Below are 15,737 nucleotides of genomic sequence, written 5' to 3' on the forward strand. Positions count from 1 at the left end.
GCTTATTGTAATGTTGTTGATATATTCACTTCACAGTCGAAAACGGCCTTGCACCACACGTCCCCGCCGGTTATCTCTATCTCCCTGCCGTAACGCGGTGCGGCGTTCCATATCCTGTCACTCTCCGTATCGCGGCTCGTCCGTATCCAGCGGAAATTGCCGTCGGGAATGAGCGATGTAATCTCTTCACCGCCCCTGTACACCCTGGCACGGAGTACCGTCGAGACGATTCCGTTGCGGAATGTCGTGCCGTTTTCAGACTCCACATAAACAGTATAGGAGGGAGATCCGTCGTAAAGTTTGAAAAAGGTATGGGTCGCACTGATTTTTTCATTACGGTATGTTGCCGTGTAGCGGAGGGTCAGCACGTCGCGCCCTTCCCAGCCATGAAACGGGGGTGTCATTTCAAATACGGTGGCATTGCATCCGGCATCTTTCCATATGCCGTCAACGGCAAGGTATTCCCACTGCCGACTTTCCGGCTCGAAATTGTATTCGGTCGCCACAAGCGGGATATTCTCCGGCTCGCATGCGCCTGAAAGCTCGTCCTTGAAATGGAACGCCGTGCCGCCTGTCAGGGAGACGGAACGGGGCTTGAGCAGTTCCTGCGCCTCCTCATCGAGGTCTTCCCAGCGGATGGTCACATCGCGCAGTTCGATGGTATCCTTGCCCCACTTGAACCGTCCCGAGGCGAAATGGCCCGTCCCGTCCGGATGGATGACGAAAGAACCGTCCCGTGAAACGATCGAGCCGTCTTCGTTCAGCCGCAACAGGGGATTCTGTATGGTACCCCCGATACCTCCCTTATTGAACCAGGCACCGTAATCGTCCGTGTAGGACAAGGCTTCATCGGTCGCCTGATAGGGGGTCACGTTCCTTCCGGCCTCCAATTGAGGGGCGGACAACGACAGGGGGACGGAAGCGGCAATGCCGAGACACATGACGGGGGAATCTGACCCGCGTATGAGGAACGGGACATTATAACGGACCCATCCTTTACCGGCAGCCACCGTCCGATCACCGACAAGATGTTCATCCTGATAGAACCGGATGGCTGCCGTATCTTCCGCTTTTATCCAGACTGAGAAACAATAACAGACTCCTGTATGAGCCTCCCGCCAGGCGGCACTTTGCGCACCAAGAAGACTGTCTCCGGCTATCCGTACACACCGCCCGAGTCCGGCGGGAGATGTTTCATCCAGCTCTTCCGAATGGCTGAACCGGCAGGACAGGCTGTCGGGTATGACATTCTTGTGGATTTTGCCCACATAAAACGTGCTTGAAAAACCGTTCTCGTCTCCCGCGGTAAGCGTGCCGGCTATATTGACATTGCGTGTGGCATAGAGATTCTGGAAATAGGCCCCGTAACCATCCAACATGCCGAAGACCGGATCGATGATGCCGCTGACCTTTCCCACACGGGCCTTGCTCGCCTCGCTGAAAGCGGATACGGAGGCAAGACGAACAATGTTCAGGTCGGCGACCTCGCACCAGTCCCACTCGGAGGCCAGGCTTGATGTCAGGTCAAGAAACAGGCTCCGGCTGTACTGTGCCGGGTAATCCACGGTGATGACCCATAACTTGTACTTCCATTCCCGGCCGATGGAGATTTCATCTTCCGCATCCGTCTTTTCACGGTTCGTATAGCCGAATCGGATCGGTACGGAACCTGATGTTTTGGAAGACCTGACCTTGAACGATACCAGCAGGCGCTCCGGGTATCCGACCGGTTCTTCCAATGTCAGCATCAGCCCGAAGGAATCGTTTCCTGCCGGTTCCGCGTTGCGGATAATGCGGACAATGCGTGTCGCTTCCGAATCGGCATCCAGATATTCCGTTTGCAGCATGCTGCCATAAACGGCGTACCTGGACTTGTCCGGCACTCCCGCCATGCCTCCGTCCATGACGGGATAGCACAGGGAGCGTTCGGTCGCCATGCCGTCGATGACATCCATATAGGGTGAATCGCTGTCAGAAGCCGTCAGGTACAAGGCGCCGCTACGTGCCGTATCGAACAGGTTGGTAATCCGCACGAAGTCCAGCAGTTCACCGCCCTGCGGTTCGTCCCCGTCCAGCAATGCCCCGATGAAATAAGGGGCGTCCTTGTCTCCGACAAGCTCCGTTCCGGTTTCTGTCACGCACATCAGCGAATAGACGGTACGCTCCCGTTCGGCATATTGCCTGCGGATGATATCCCCGGCTTGCAGTCCCTGTGTCTTCTGCGAGTCGGGGGCGATACGGATCTTGTATGTCGGATAACGGAATACGGACATGGATTATGACAGTTTTTCCACGGTGTCTCCCGAACAGCTGTCGCTGATCCAGAAGGAACCGTTGGTTACCGAAGTCTTTTCGACCTCGAACTCATAGGCGCGGAACTTACGGCGGGCCACCACCTCGTCGAATGTGGCGGAGACGCCTCCTGTCGTCCGGTTCCGGCGGACAGCCCATCCGCTTCCGGAAAGGCCCGGGGAAAAGAACTCCGAAGAGAGCGACCCGGTAAAGACGCTGTTTCCGTAATGCCGGATACCGTCCTCCACCGCTTGCAGGCGTAACGCCTCTGTCAAGTATAGGATTCTGTCAGTAATCCGGGTGGGCGACGCATGGATTCCGATATGCCCGGCTGCTTCCAACGGAACAGCGACCGTAACGAAATCGGCATCGGTGCGGATATGGAACGATTCGCTGTGACGGTTCTGCGGGGCATAACAGCTCACGGACGGACGGTGTGAAAAATCCGTGCTGTGAGGGATAGCCGTCCTTACGTCCTCTTCCTCGTAGATTACCTCGGAAGAAAGCGATACGCGCTCCCTGTCGCCTGTGAACATAAATCCCTCTGCTGTGCCCATCCGCAAGCGCTTGTGGATAACGATACCTTCATCGGAAGTGTCTACCCGGTATGAGGAGAGCAGGTCGGCGCCGTAGTTGTGGCGGACAGTCAGCGAGCCCGGAAAACAAGCCTTTCCGTAAGGGGAAAGCATCAGACACTCGCCGTCCACGTCCGATATGCCGGAGAACAGGCGTATCTTCGGGGTATGGTCGCCGCCTAAAAGAAGGTCACCACCGATACTCCCGAGCTGTATCTTGTCCTTGTCGGTACAGAGCAGTACGGGAACATCTCCGATCCGGATGCCGAACCCGTCCAGGAACGAGAGGAACCCGCCGAGCGCGACATCCTCTTCCGAAAACGAAAGCAGACATTTCCCTTTGTCGCCCAGTTCCACGCCTTGCAAGGCTTTCAGTCCGCCATCCATGACCGTACTCCCTCGCACCGTCAGATTCCGTCTCACCATGCCGTCCCGCATCATCCAATCCACCGTGTCCGTATTGGCGTTGCCACGATGATAGACATCCTGCCCGCCCACGGCCAGCCGTGTCGGGGAGATGGATATTCCTGTATCCTCGTCCCCGATAATCCATGCCCCTTTGGAATGTACCGTCGCATCCAGAAAGTCTATATGGGAAGCGTTGATTGTAGCGGTGGCCTTGTCCGCGTCGTAACGGAGCAACTGCCTGCCGCCGATATGCAGGCTGTCGCCCCCGACTTTCAGGTTGCCGGTAATCCTGATACCGTACTCGATGGCAGTTACCACACCTTCCGGATCGGTAATGTCCTGCGAATAGGTTTCCAGGATACGGGTGTTTCCAATGCCGGCTTCGAAACCGTAATTGGCACTGAGCTTGCCGGTCATGTCACCGCCCGATTTTTTCAGGTAATCCAACAGCAAGCCACCGCTTCCGGAACCGCCTTCTCCCGTAACGGCTCCGGCAATGGCGGATGCAAAACCGTAAGCGGTATTCTTCAGTCTCAGGCTGGTCTCGTCGCCTTCCTCGATGCCGTAAGGATGCTCGTCGTCCTTTTTCTGCTGGGCATTGAAAAAGTTATGGTACAGCTGTGCATAGATGGAATAGCACAGGCTCTCCTTGTCGAGGGTTTCTATATCGGGATGCAGTTGTACGCTCATTTGGTATAGCTGGTCTTGGAAAGAAATTTCTGGATACGTGATGTCAGCGAGATGAAGTTCGGCATATTGATCGGCGACATCGTGCCCATCAGTGTGGGAGTCATGATTTTCGAACATTCCGTCAGGAAGTCGAGCATCAGCCGGGCAAGCTCATTACCCAGAACCAGCGGCTCGGTGGCATTCTCGTCACCGAGCGTCACCTTGTTGTCGGCAACGGCAACGGTCGTGGAATTGACCTTTTGTACCACTTTATCTGCTGTCTGTCTGACTTCAGACTTGTCCACCGTATGCGTGATGCTTTCCGCATCGATAACGGTTGTCGCTTCCTTGTCCTTGTCATTCCTAACGGTTGTTGTGACGGCCGTCGGCGTATAGTGGGTGGAGGTCTCGTTACCGGTGGTTTCCAGTTCGTCGTAGTCCGGGGAAGAGTCGTTTTCCGGATCCAGTTCCTCCATTTCGGTCACGCCGATGACGGTTTCCGTGCGGGCATTGAGCCGCAGGATATCCACATGGGAGAAGTTAACCACATAGGCATAACGGGTGGCGGCATCCATGAAGATGGTCACGTCGGAAAAAAGTGCGGGGACGATCAGGAAGCCGCCTTCGCTGTTGGTGGCGGCCGAGAGCAACACGCCTTTATGGATAACAGGTTCGGCGGAGGCCGTCTCGTCCGGGTACTCGCCGACATCAATGGTACCGCCGTAGTCGGAAAACTCCTCGTCCGAGGGGTTGTCGTGTATCTTGGCGACATAGCCGTGTATCATGCGGGCCGTACCGATACCGGACATGCCTCCGGGAGCCAGATTGATACGCTCCATACTCCGTCCCAAGGCTATCTTGCGGATAGCCTCACGGATAAGCAACTGGTTGGATTTGTCTGAAGACATGAGTTTTTTGAAAGAATAGGAGGAGCATAGTTTATTGGTTGCCAATTATTTTGTACTTTTGCAAAGACAATGATATTACTTATGAAACAAGAAATTTTAGAATCCTATATTACATATATATTTGATTTCTTTCAAAAATCAAGATGCTTTAAAGCCGGGCAAGGTAACATGCTCAGAAATTTTAGATTTGCAGCTGAAAAGCAATTTACTCGTAATCAATTGGGTATATTGTATTTCCTGGTAAATACCCTCATTGATAATGGCTATCTCTACTTAAAAGATAGAGATTTTATAGCTCTTACGGAGAATGGTGCCGATGTTATAAATGGGGGAGAGTGTGTTATTCCTAAAATTTCCCTTGAGCGGACAATTTATGAAAAAGAGACCAGTAGATCAGATATATATGAACAGCTTTGGAATATTATCGGATCGAACAAAGAAAATGATTATGCGCCGCTGTATGTAGATGGACCATTGTTTTATAATACAATCAGGCCATATTTAACAACATTGTCGTTACCTCATACATATGGGGAATATATGGCAGAATTGCGGGAAAAGGAAGAATTTACATCAAGAATTAAATGGTATAGGACTTTATTTTTAGCTCTTGATGAGAATGATGTACAAAAATTCCTCAAAGATTTGTCTATCAAAATAAACAGGCTGCTGCTAATGAATACTCCAAAAGATGCGATACAAGAAGCTTTGAATCCTTGGGCAGATGTAGACATTCCTACAATCGATAATACGCCTCTGCCTGAAATTCTCAATAAAGTGGCGGAAGAACCAATTGTGAATAAAAACAAGCCGTTTGTGTTGATTTCGTATGCGTGGGAGGTAGAAGACAATGTCTTTATGAATTGGATTCAAACTTTCGCCAAAGATTTGCGAAGACGAGGGATTGATGCTCAAATAGACCAGTATCAACCTCATGGAACTGACTTGCCTAAATTTATGCTTGAAAGCATCCGTAAGGCAACTAAAGTTCTGTGCATTCTGACTCCAAAGTATAAAGAGAAAGCTGAATCCGGTAAAGGAGGTGCCGCTTATGAAGGGGGTATAATATCACATGAAATATATAACAATCAGGGAACCACTAAATTTATACCGGTTGTACGCAAAGGGTCTTTTGAAACTTCGACACCGGATTTCATTAGTGGAAGAAAAGGTTTTGATTGCTCTACTGACGATAAATACAATAGCGAACTTCCGAATATTATCAAGGTAATAAACGAAGAACCATTGATAGAAATTCCTCCTGTTGAATAACGGTAAATCTTATTTCCTAATTTTATACGGAATACTCAGTTGTTGCCTGTATCCACCCACCCCGAAAGTAGTCGTTACCTCTTCCACGAGGTATACGCCGTTCTTGGAAGGATTACGGTAGTCGATCAGTTCCACCTGTACGGCAGGAGACAGTCCGAAATCCCCGAATACTGTCACATTGCCGGTGATTCCGTTCAGATTGTAATTCCGAAAGTATTCCGTCGTCTCTTCTACAAGCCGGTCGGAATTGATTCCGACATGAGGTGACATATATGGTACGATGGTATATGTGGATAAATCCACCTTGGTCCTGGTCTTCGCTCCTGATGCCGTCGTGTTGCCCGTTACTTTGTGCGTCTTTTTTGAAATCTGCGTGGCATTGACCGTCTGAAACTCCTTGCTGCCCGGCGTCGCCGGGTCGTATTCAGGATTCATGCGTACTGTCACCTCAAAGAATTTTTCATCCGTCCCGAGTGCCTTGCCCGTCACCGCCAAAAACTTCGGATCGGTCTTGACCACTTTCAGGTTGCTCTGCGCCACATGCTCGTTGAAGTATATCCTGTACGGTCCTGTCGATTCATCCTCCGGGAATACCGGCTGAGCCTTGCTGGACGAATAAGGACGCCCGACGGCAATGGACGGTATGGCCCCGTCATCATCGGCATCGTATTTTAAAAAACAGTAGACCTTGTACTTCGACCATTCGGAAAGGATATCCGCTACCGTGAAGTTGTCCGTGACCTTTACCTTGCCGATATGTATCTCAAACCGCTTCGTATCCGAGTGTATCCTGAAGCCGGTATCTTTCAGGATATTATACTTGCCTTCCAGCACCTCGTTCACCGTCGTCCCTTTCGCCGGGGTCTCGAAATGAGGTGCCTGTTTCAGTTTGAGTTTGTAGGCCATATTCTCACACTGGATTTCCAGCGTGCTGTCCGAATTGTATCCGGTAATGTATCCGTCGAACATATTTTTCAGCACGCCGTTGTAGCCCAGCTTGATATTGATGCGCTGTCCGACCTTGAATGTCGTCTCGTCAACCAGACGCTGCGCGCTGCGTTTCTCGATGATGACACCGTCCTGCATCACCTCCGTCGTTATCCTCGACACGTCCTTGCCCTCCAATGTCACGTTCCCGATAATCGTGGAGCGGCATACCGACCCTTTCGGGAATATCACTTTGGCCGTTCCGATCAGCTTCTTGTAACTCTCGTTGATTTCGAGCGACTGGACTTCCGTAATCTCCACGCCGTTCTGTATCCTCATCGGATTGGATGGGTCGGCATCCCCGATGGTGATGCGACAGCAGAGGATATCCATTGCAGCTATACCCATAAACGTGTCAGTTTAAGCAACGAGGCGGGGTCGATGACCTCCGTACCGAATTTAACATACTTGATCCACTTGTTCGTGTGCTTGATGGCCGTGTCCACCTTTTCCTGTTCCGCCAGTTTCAGTTCCACGGCTTCCGATGGCTCCACGGCGACACAGTTCAGCGAATACGGCTGCACGTTCCGGCAATCCGTAGGCTGTAAGGTATAGCCCTGTATAATCAACCGTGAAATGTTGAACTGGCGCAATACCGTGTTGTCGCAATCGATGACACCCTTGTATTGTACCAGCCTGATAAACTTGGACACTTCCGCCTCGGGATACACGTCCGGGTATTTGGAGGTGATCTTGCCGTTGATGGTAATCTCGAGGTCACCCCCGGATATATATTCCTTGCGGGTATAGTCCCGCCCCTGTACCCGGGTCAGCAGGATATTGTTCCGGCTGCTGACCTGTACCTGCGGTCCCAGGTCCACGAATGTCACCAGTCCATACCGGCTGTTCGGCAAAACCTTGCACTCGCTGTTGTCATAATACTTCCCCTCCTCTGATATGGACAGTTCCAGAAAATCCGCCACTGTCCGGCCGACGATGGAATCGATATGGTTTTTCTTCTGCGCCACCGCCTGCTGTTCCCTGATGAGCTGGTAGTACTGTCCGGTCTTGTTCGCAAGGCTGGACTGCGACTGTGTCTGAAGATATTTGTCCCGCACCTGCTGTTCCCAGTATTTGAGGTATCGGGGATAGGAACGTAGCAACCCGTAAGCCGTCTGCGAGGCAACCTGTATGGCTGCCCGTTTGAGCAGGTCATGGTGCCTGGAGAAGTAATGTACCTGCCCGTCCTGCAATTCGGCAAGCCCCATGCCCAACGCCAGACGCGTGGCGTTGCTGATGTATCCGCCAAGCGAACCGTGGTTGAGTATGCCTCCGCTCAACAAAGTCGAGGCCGCGATTTGTATCAGTCTTCCCATAATCCTTTCATTTTATGCGTTCCAGGAGGCATCGAAGTCATGCACGACATCGATGAGCGCCTGTGCCAGTTGTTCTTTCAGGTTCTGTATCTCTTCCGTCTGCCCCTCCTTCGACTTCATCAGGTCGATGGTCCTGACACTGAGCAGGCTCTCTATGTTCACGATGACCTGTTTAGGTGCCGCCGAGGACAACCGCCCCGTGCCGGAATAGTTGCCGCCGGCCCCTCCGTCATCCAGATGCGTGTTGGTAATCGGGTTGGCAGCAAACGGACGTGTATCGTTGGAATCCGGTTCGTTGCCGTACTGGTCGGGAGTGAAGCCCGCCACGCGGAGGATGTTCTCGGCTGCCTCCGCCGAACCTCCGAAAGTCTGCCGGAGCGATGAAAAGAACTTCACGAGTGTCGTATGTGCCAGCTTGCGATGCGCGATGTTGTCTATACGCTGCGCATCGGTGGCGTTCTGCCCCAGTGCCCGCTGTTTCCATAGCCCGTTTTCGTCCTGCTCGAATCCCCAGGCCCTGAACTGGTCAAAGTCGAACCCTCCCTTACGCATCAGCTCATGCGCATTGGCGGCACTCGATATGGCATTCCGATAAGCGGTGGCGGCACGCACAATCTCCGGAACGGTCTGCGTGTTCATGTACCGGGCATAGTCGTATGTGCGGGCGGCAACCGCTTCCGACCTGTCCCCGATATCATTCACATAGACGGCCTTGCCATCCTGCATACGCCACAAAGACTTGTCGAGATCCTTCTCCTGTTGCCCGAAACGCTCCTTTACCGTCTTGAGGAAAGCGTCCACTTCCAATACCGTACCCATCTTCCCGAACTCGGCGTACGCGGCATCGATACGTGTCTGGCTGTCGCGTTTGGCAAGGGTGACAAGCGCATCCCTTATGTCATCCTGACGGGCTTTGTCCATGTTATACACATGGTCTCGCGATACCATCCCCTCAGATGAAGCGATGGCAAATTCCCCCAAGAACCCGGCCCACCAGTTGGATGTGAAGGCTCCGATTTTATGTCCCGAAGCCTCTTCGATACTTTTGCCGGCAACGACCTCGTCCACGGCACGCTTTGTCTTGACAGCCATGTTATAGGTCTCGCTCAGGGAGGAGTAAAGTGCCTCTATGGACGGATAACGGTACTTGCGGTTCGATTCGATCTCTTCCAGTACGGCATCCTTCGCCTCCTTTATCTTCCAGGTCTTGTAAGCCACCCATCCCAAAGTCCCGACCAATGCGGCTATACCTGCCGTGGCGGCAACCGCGCCTGTACTGATGGCACTCAACGAGGCGGCAGCACCGGTCAGTCCGCTGCCGGTAGCCACCTGTGTGGCAAACAGCGACTGCAGGACTCCTTTGGCTCCGATGACACCGCCCCCGGCCATCAAGGCGCGGTTCATCGCTCCCCGTCCCGCCACGCCTGCGGACTGCATGGCCGACACGATGGCCCGCTTCTGGGCAAACGAAACCTTGCCGATACCACCCGCCCCCAGCAGCCCCTGCACGGCACTGATTGATGTCGTGGCCGCAGACTGTTTGCCGATAAACCCCATGGCGATGCCGATATTCGTCAGGGCTCCCGCCACCTTGAACAGCCGGGTCGCGACAACGCCTGTAAAGACAAGCGGTTCTATCCAATGGAAATTGCGGGTCACCCATGCGCCGATATTGCCGATCACGGTGAAGATGTCCAACAAGGCATTCCCGATGGACACCAGGCCACGGGTAAATTCCGGAGCCTTGAACTTTGCCAGAAAAGTGCGGAGCACAGTGCGGATAGAGGGTTCCAACACCTCGTATGCCTGCATGAACCCTTCGGTCAGCTGGGAGGTCACCTGCGCCCACAATCCCTTGGTCGTATTCTGCTTTACCAATGCCAGTTCTGAGGAAACGCCCTGGGACCCCCGGTTATATGAAGTCAGTTCTCGTAGTTTGTCGTAGTTCTTCAGGAACATCATCGCCGCGTTACCGCCAATTTTCCCGAAGATTGCCTGGACATCCGCCATCGACGCGCCCTTCTTGTTCAATTCCTCGAAAATGTCCGCTATAGGACGGAGTTTCTCGACCTGCACCCCCTCGATGTCGCGCATTTCCGTGAACCGGATGCCCAGGCGGTCCAGAACTTCCTGTGCCTCCTTGGTAGGTTTGGCAAAACGTGTGGAAAGAGCACGCAACGAGGTTCCCGCCAGCGTTCCCTTCAGACCCATATTGCCCAAAAGACCGATGGCGGCACTGCTTTCCGTGAAGTCCACGCCCGCCATACGCAGGTAACCGGCAGCCATCTTGTATGACTCCGCCATCTCCACGATATTCACATTCGAGCGGGAAATGGTGGAGGAGATAATGTCCGCCACGCTGTCCATGCTGTCGTTATGGATATCATAACCGGCCATGATGTTCGTGGCCAGGTCGGCGATATACGACACGTCGTTGTCACCGATAAGTGCCAGGTTCGTGATCGGGCGGATGGACTTGTTGATTGTCTCGATATTCATGCCCGCCATCGACAGGTATTTGACGGCACCGGCAATCTCCACGGCTGTGTATTTCGTGTCGATGCCGATTTTACGGACATGACGGGCCATACTGTCAAAACGGGTCTCGAATGTCTTGAGGTCGCTGTCCGCCACACGGAGGATGGAATGTGCCGATTCCATGATGTTGGAATAGTCGATGGCCTTCGTCAGTTCCGAACGGATCAGGCTGTAACCCATATAGGCATTGAGCATCGAAGCGAACGGGAGGTTCCTGAGTGACGGCGCTTTCGAATACTGGATACGGTTGATGGCGGCACGGCGTTTACTGCGGTAGAGCGTACCGGCTGCAGTATGTTCCCGCTGCATGAGCCTGACGGACTGCATCGCATTGCGCTGTTCCTGCCGTCTTGCAGCCTGCTCGGCCTTTATACGTTCCGTTTCTGCCTTACGGCGTGCCTGTTCTGCCTGCCGGCGTATTTTCTCCGCAGCACGGGCGGCATTCTTGCACTCCCGTTCTTTAGCCCGCGCTTCATCGGCACGCCGCTTTTCCGCCGCGGCGGTTTCTGCCAGAGCCGCCTTACGGCGCTGGTCTGCGGTAAAGAGCTCCTCCGCGTGGACCAGTTTCTGGCGATGCAGCTGCTGTCCTGCATAAAGCCGTTCCATCAGTTTTTGCCGGGCCTTTTCGGGCATTACGAAGGCCTGCGGAGCATATGGCACCGGAACGGAAGGTGTGAGTCCTTCGGATGGTATGCCTCCCTGCATGTTGAAAGAAATGACAGAAGCACTTTTGATACGACCCAATAGGGAAAGTATCTGCTGCAACCTGTTTTCCGCCGTCCCGGTCTTGATTTGCAGTTCCCGGTCACGTTCCATGGAAACCAGGGCGGAGTTGATTTTCCCGATGGCTTTGGTAATGCGTTTCTGCGCGTCTGCCATCGTGCCAACGGACGAGGCGGCATTCTTTTCGATCTCCGCTTTGCGCATCTCGGCAGCCTTTTTCTCGTAAAGGCTTTTGGCGTTGGCCTTGATTTTCTTGCTGTCCAAAGCCTGACCGGCATTGATGGTCAGGCTGATGCCTTTGGAAAGCGTGGAAATATCCGTGAGTAACCCCTTGATACGTTCCAGCTTCTCTTCGCTTTTTTTCGTATCGATGGTCAGGCGGTAATCGAAATTACGTTTCTTGCCGTTCTTGGTGCGGAACACGCGGTCTATCTCGTCCATCATATTCTTGATGTTCGTGACGGCCGGAGTCAGGGACGCTTTCGCCTGTACCAGCTTGCCTACCGCCTCACCGAAGGCGATAACCTGCTTGGTGCCCTGAGAGGCATCCACGTTGATGGAGTAGTTGACCTGATAGTTCTGTTCCTGAGCCATGGTAATGGGTACTGCGTTAAAAGAATAGTCTTTCCGCAAGGGCGGAGATTATGAAACGAAGGCCGCCGCAAACCGGAAGCTTACGGCGGCAGGTCAAGGAGTCCTCTCCGGCAATGACATCGGAACGGGCATACGGCTGATGAGCATCTGCTCGTGCAGCCACAACGCCTCTTCGGAAAGCATCGCGAACTCCTCGTCGGAAATCGTGTCGAGGTTGACGCCGGGAAAGTAGTGGCGGACATAGATCATCCGCTGGCGGATGCGCTGCTCGTCGGTCACTACCCACCGGCTTATAAGTTTACCAGGACACTCTGGCGGGTGGTGATCAGCTCGGAAAGCTGTCCCATCAGACCGAACAGGAAGAGCGACTCGTCGTCCACGAGTTCCTTATCTCCGTCCACGAAGCAGTCGCGGGCCAACGTGCGCATGGCGATTACCTCGTCCTTTTTGGAAGCGGCCATGAATTTGCTGAACTGCGGAAAGCTCGGTTCGGACATGTAGGCCACATAAATCTCTTTCTCGCCGTTTGCGGTGTCTCCGAAAACGACCATCGGACAAATCTTGCGGAGTTTCTTCTCCTCTTTCAGTTTGAGGGCTTTTTCCTTGATCTTGATCTCCTGTTCCAATGAAAGCATTTTTTCGTCCATATCGAATTTGTTTTGATTCACCGAAAGAGTAGGACAAAGAATCGTGGAAAGGTTGAAGACACGGTTCTTATTCACTTGTAATCCATATGTTATACAAAAAACTTCTTTGCTCCTGATATTCCCAGATCAGTCTTTAAAGGAAATTTCGCTGAATATATTTCATATATTTCTTTGATATATAGTATATAATCGTTAATTTTGCATATTCTCAAACATAAATGATTATGTGCAAAATAGATGATTTTATAGATGTGACAAGCCGGTACATCGCTGAATTGCTTGATTTGAGGGCGGACATCAGGCCGGTCGAAAAGGATGTCTTGCATACATTCCCAGCCAATATTACTGCCGGTTATACATTTTGTACGGCTAACTTGTTGGGGCATGACGTAGTTCTTCTGTATAGTGCAGACAGTTCTGCATATACTCCGGGGCAGATGCGGAAACAAAAAGAACTGGTTGAGCGAAAAGCCCAATGCCCGGTAATATTTGTATTGCGTACAGTGGCGGCCTATAATGTACGGCGTCTTGTCAGACATCGTGTAAATTTCATCATACCGCAAAAGCAAATGTTCATACCGGATTTGTTGATAGATTTGAAACCGCATAAAAATAATATCGGGGGAGGTGAAGAAACGCAGATTCCTGCAATTGCCCAATGCATAATCCTTTATCATCTTGAAGTAAAGTCTCTCGAAGGGAAAGGAACTTATGATATTGCAGATCTTTTCAACGTGTCGTATGCCAATGTAAACCGGGCGGTCAGATGGCTGAAAGATAAAGAAGTTATCGCTTTATCCGGCGGCAAGACAAAGAGTATGATATTTCAGTTCAAAAAGCGTGAATTATGGGACAGGATGTTGCCGTTCCTGGCGAACCCCATCGAGCGGATTGTATATACCGATAGTCTGCCTGATGAAGTATTTTGTATTAGTGGAGTAAATGCCTTGTCGGAATATTCAATGCTGAACAAGGAAAAAAATGACACTTATGCCATTGCAAAAGAAGAAGCTCGACGGTTGCAAATCCGGACAGACAAGGAATATGGCGAGACCCGCATAGAGATATGGCGTTACAATCCATGTTTTTTCTCAAAAAACGGCATTGTAGACAAATTGTCTTTATTTCTGGCCATGAAGGATATGGATGATGAACGCATTCAAATAGAATTGGAAACTATGATAAATAATATGATATGGTAAGAGGAATTGATAAATTCAGGGAGTTTTTCACCGGATATGAAGGAAACTATGTCATCATAGGTGGTACTGCCTGTGAAATGCATGAAGAAATATATGCACAAACTCCAAGGGCGACCAAGGACATAGACATTATACTGATTGTGGAGGCGCTGTCTTCGGATTTTGCTGCAAAATTCTGGGAGTTTGTAAAAACCGCAGGGTACAGACAAAGGAATAAGGGAACCGGGAACGGGGAATGCAGGCATGAATATTACAGGTTCAAGGAACCGGGAAATCCGGATTTCCCGTATCAGATAGAACTCTTTTCACGAAATATCGGGGTTGTCAAATTCCCGGACGATGCCCACATTACCCCCATTCCGGTTGATGATGACCTGTCAAGTCTGTCAGCCATTTTGATGGATGATGACTATTATAATTATACCATTGAACACAGCACGTTGGAGGAGGGCGTACATATTGCGAACATTGAAAGTCTTATCTGTCTGAAATGCAGGGCCTATTTAGAAATGACCGAGCGGAAAAGCAATGGAGAACAAGTGGACAGCAAACATATCGTCAAGCACAAGAAAGATGTATTCCGGCTGGTTGCCATGCTTGCTCCTGCCGACACCTACGAAGTTCCTGATTCGCTTAAACAAGATGTTGACAGGTTTTGCCTGGCTGTCAAAGAAGAAGTGCCAAACTCTGATTTTTTCAAATCGGCAGGACTTAAAAGCATTTCCGGAGAACAGTTATTGGAACAACTTGAAGCCAATTTCATAACACAACAATGAGAATCCAATACGCATCCGACCTGCATCTCGAGTTTCGGGAGAACAGCAGTTTTTTGAAGCACAACCCGCTGGCTGTTGCCGGAGAAGTGCTTGTCCTTGCCGGAGATATAGGATATATCGGAGATGAGAACTACTCCAGACATCCGTTCTGGGACTGGGCTTCCGGAAATTACAGCCGGGTCATCGTGGTTCCCGGAAACCACGAGTTTTACAAGATGTTCGACATAGACAAGCTGTATAACGGCTGGTCGCTCAAAATCAGGGAAAACATCACCTGCCACTATAATGCCGTTATCCCATTGGGTAACGATATAGAATTGATCGCTACCACACTGTGGTCACATATCCTGTTGCAGGATGCCTATGAAACTGAGGCAGCCATCACGGATTTCCGCAGGATGCGTTACGGCAGCGAACCGCTGGACTGGACAAGGTTCAATGACGAACATTCGCGCTGTTTCCGTTTTCTGGAACAGAGCGTAAAACAAAGTACTGCCAGACATCTCATTGTCGCCACTCATCATGTACCGTCATTCGAACTGATGGCGCCGGAGTTCAAGGGCAGTCCGCTCAATGGGGCATTTACCGTGGAGCTTGGCGGTTTCATTGCAGACAGCCCGATTGAATACTGGATATATGGCCACTCGCACCGCAATATCAATAAGGTCATCGGAAACACCCGGTGCATATGCAACCAGTTGGGCTATGTGTTCAGTAACGAGCATACGTCATTCGATAAGGAAGCGCATATTTCGATTTAAGTCTGCCATACATAAATCCCGTCTGTCAGCCAAGGTCAATATCCGGCAAACAGACGGGTTATTATGTAA

General features: G+C 51.4%; 12 protein-coding genes. 4 read left to right on the forward strand and 8 right to left on the reverse strand.

Translation table 11 applies throughout. From position 1 onward, the window contains the following. Positions 1–2: 2 nt before the first annotated feature. The 3 genes from DWX62_RS06765 to DWX62_RS06775 are packed head-to-tail and all read right to left on the reverse strand — an operon-like array spanning position 3 to position 4,852. Entirely contained in the window at positions 3–2,273 is a 2,271-nt protein-coding gene (locus tag DWX62_RS06765; protein ID WP_117677917.1) for a hypothetical protein, read from the reverse strand. 3 nt (positions 2,274–2,276) lie between these two features. Continuing rightward, complete coding sequence (locus DWX62_RS06770) at positions 2,277–3,965, reverse strand: hypothetical protein (protein WP_117677918.1); 1,689 nt, start codon at positions 3,963–3,965, stop codon at positions 2,277–2,279. Next, positions 3,962–4,852 (reverse strand): hypothetical protein, encoded by an 891-nt coding sequence (locus tag DWX62_RS06775; protein ID WP_004293592.1) that lies wholly within the window; start codon positions 4,850–4,852, stop codon positions 3,962–3,964. Before DWX62_RS06775 ends, DWX62_RS06770 begins: the two co-directional genes overlap by 4 nt. Before the next feature lie 81 nt (positions 4,853–4,933). Here DWX62_RS06775 and DWX62_RS06780 point away from each other — a divergent pair, with 81 nt between their 5' ends. After that, positions 4,934–6,124 (forward strand): toll/interleukin-1 receptor domain-containing protein, encoded by a 1,191-nt coding sequence (locus tag DWX62_RS06780; RefSeq protein ID WP_224200102.1) that lies wholly within the window; start codon positions 4,934–4,936, stop codon positions 6,122–6,124. 9 nt (positions 6,125–6,133) lie between these two features. Here the strand turns inward: DWX62_RS06780 and DWX62_RS06785 are convergent, their stop codons facing one another. The 5 genes from DWX62_RS06785 to DWX62_RS06805 all read right to left on the reverse strand — a co-directional run bounded on the left by DWX62_RS06785 (position 6,134) and on the right by DWX62_RS06805 (position 12,929). Next, a complete protein-coding gene (locus DWX62_RS06785) occupies positions 6,134–7,459 on the reverse strand; it encodes a hypothetical protein (RefSeq protein ID WP_004293594.1) in 1,326 nt (441 codons plus the stop codon). Beyond that, the gene (locus DWX62_RS06790; protein ID WP_004293595.1) at positions 7,450–8,427 is read right to left on the reverse strand and encodes a DUF6046 domain-containing protein; all 978 of its coding nucleotides are present in this window, start codon (positions 8,425–8,427) and stop codon (positions 7,450–7,452) included. Before DWX62_RS06790 ends, DWX62_RS06785 begins: the two co-directional genes overlap by 10 nt. Positions 8,428–8,439: 12 nt before the next feature. Beyond that, on the reverse strand, positions 8,440–12,282 hold the full coding sequence (locus DWX62_RS06795) for a phage tail tape measure protein (RefSeq protein WP_004293596.1): 3,843 nt from the start codon (positions 12,280–12,282) through the stop codon (positions 8,440–8,442). A 93-nt stretch (positions 12,283–12,375) separates the two neighbouring features. Continuing rightward, positions 12,376–12,561 (reverse strand): hypothetical protein, encoded by a 186-nt coding sequence (locus DWX62_RS06800; RefSeq protein ID WP_004293597.1) that lies wholly within the window; start codon positions 12,559–12,561, stop codon positions 12,376–12,378. A gap of 11 nt (positions 12,562–12,572) precedes the next feature. After that, a complete protein-coding gene (locus tag DWX62_RS06805; protein ID WP_008860783.1) occupies positions 12,573–12,929 on the reverse strand; it encodes a hypothetical protein in 357 nt (118 codons plus the stop codon). Positions 12,930–13,153: 224 nt separating this feature from the next. Here DWX62_RS06805 and DWX62_RS06810 point away from each other — a divergent pair, with 224 nt between their 5' ends. The 3 genes from DWX62_RS06810 to DWX62_RS06820 are packed head-to-tail and all read left to right on the forward strand — an operon-like array spanning position 13,154 to position 15,668. Then, complete coding sequence (locus DWX62_RS06810; RefSeq protein ID WP_004303975.1) at positions 13,154–14,131, forward strand: hypothetical protein; 978 nt, start codon at positions 13,154–13,156, stop codon at positions 14,129–14,131. Beyond that, positions 14,125–14,907, forward strand: coding sequence for a hypothetical protein (locus DWX62_RS06815; protein WP_004293600.1), 783 nt, complete (start codon positions 14,125–14,127; stop codon positions 14,905–14,907). Before DWX62_RS06810 ends, DWX62_RS06815 begins: the two co-directional genes overlap by 7 nt. Then, positions 14,904–15,668, forward strand: a complete 765-nt coding sequence (locus DWX62_RS06820; RefSeq protein ID WP_004293601.1) for a metallophosphoesterase — start codon at positions 14,904–14,906, stop codon at positions 15,666–15,668. The genes DWX62_RS06815 and DWX62_RS06820 overlap by 4 nt, the downstream gene beginning before the upstream one ends. The last annotated feature ends 69 nt before the right edge of the window (positions 15,669–15,737 follow it).

The organism is Bacteroides sp. AF20-13LB (genome assembly GCF_003603065.1).
Classification (GTDB): domain Bacteria; phylum Bacteroidota; class Bacteroidia; order Bacteroidales; family Bacteroidaceae; genus Bacteroides; species Bacteroides uniformis.

Coding starts and splice junctions, on each gene's coding strand:
- DWX62_RS06815 (WP_004293600.1), top strand. CDS start 14,125: ATGGTAAGAGGAATTGATAAATTCAGGGAGTTTTTCACCGGATATGAA.
- DWX62_RS06795 (WP_004293596.1), bottom strand. CDS start 12,282: ATGGCTCAGGAACAGAACTATCAGGTCAACTACTCCATCAACGTGGAT.
- DWX62_RS06780 (WP_224200102.1), top strand. CDS start 4,934: ATGAAACAAGAAATTTTAGAATCCTATATTACATATATATTTGATTTC.
- DWX62_RS06790 (WP_004293595.1), bottom strand. CDS start 8,427: ATGGGAAGACTGATACAAATCGCGGCCTCGACTTTGTTGAGCGGAGGC.
- DWX62_RS06785 (WP_004293594.1), bottom strand. CDS start 7,459: ATGGGTATAGCTGCAATGGATATCCTCTGCTGTCGCATCACCATCGGG.
- DWX62_RS06775 (WP_004293592.1), bottom strand. CDS start 4,852: ATGTCTTCAGACAAATCCAACCAGTTGCTTATCCGTGAGGCTATCCGC.
- DWX62_RS06770 (WP_117677918.1), bottom strand. CDS start 3,965: ATGAGCGTACAACTGCATCCCGATATAGAAACCCTCGACAAGGAGAGC.
- DWX62_RS06810 (WP_004303975.1), top strand. CDS start 13,154: ATGTGCAAAATAGATGATTTTATAGATGTGACAAGCCGGTACATCGCT.
- DWX62_RS06765 (WP_117677917.1), bottom strand. CDS start 2,273: ATGTCCGTATTCCGTTATCCGACATACAAGATCCGTATCGCCCCCGAC.
- DWX62_RS06805 (WP_008860783.1), bottom strand. CDS start 12,929: ATGGACGAAAAAATGCTTTCATTGGAACAGGAGATCAAGATCAAGGAA.
- DWX62_RS06820 (WP_004293601.1), top strand. CDS start 14,904: ATGAGAATCCAATACGCATCCGACCTGCATCTCGAGTTTCGGGAGAAC.